Origin of the sequence: Caballeronia humi (genome assembly GCF_001544475.1) — a bacterium.
GTDB classification, from domain to species: domain Bacteria; phylum Pseudomonadota; class Gammaproteobacteria; order Burkholderiales; family Burkholderiaceae; genus Caballeronia; species Caballeronia humi.
The window spans coordinates 1-543 of the sequence record NZ_FCNW02000257.1 but is presented as its reverse complement, the minus strand read 5'-3'; the positions used below and the strand labels follow the sequence as shown (position 1 = coordinate 543).

1 protein-coding gene is annotated in these 543 nt (G+C 61.5%); it reads left to right on the top strand.

The genetic code is table 11. The features are described from left to right. On the top strand, positions 1–543 hold a 543-nt coding region (locus AWB65_RS35315; RefSeq protein ID WP_200821888.1), incomplete at both ends, for an arginase family protein.

The window sequence follows — 543 nt, the reverse complement described above, 5'->3', positions numbered from 1 at the left end:
GACTTGGCGGACTACTTCGGAAGTATTCCCCACGCCGATTTGATGTTGTCGCTTGCGCGACGCATCGTCGATCGGCGAGTGCTGCATATCGTAAGCGACGTGCTTGCGCGCGGCGGACGACCGCTCGTATTCGGTGGCGGCCATGAAGTGGCATGGGGCAGCTACAGCGGATTGCGCGCACATCTGGGCGACGCATATAACCGCCGGCTCATGATCGTGAACTTCGATGCACATTTCGATTTACGTCAGTCGCGCCCGGCGAGTTCGGGCACGCCGTTCGATCAGATCGCCTGCGATTGCGCAGCTCGCGGCATGCCGTTCAACTATGTGTGTTTCGGCGTCAGCGACCTGGCGAACACCGCAGCGCTCTTTGAGCGTGCGCGCCATCTCGGCGTGCGCTACGTGCTCGACGCCGATATGCAGGAGTCACAGCTCGAGCAACAGCTGCATGGGCTCGAGCGGATGGTCGACGCGGCGGACGACATTTATCTGACCATCGATTTGGATGTGCTGCCGAGCGCAACGGCTCCCGGTGTATCGGCG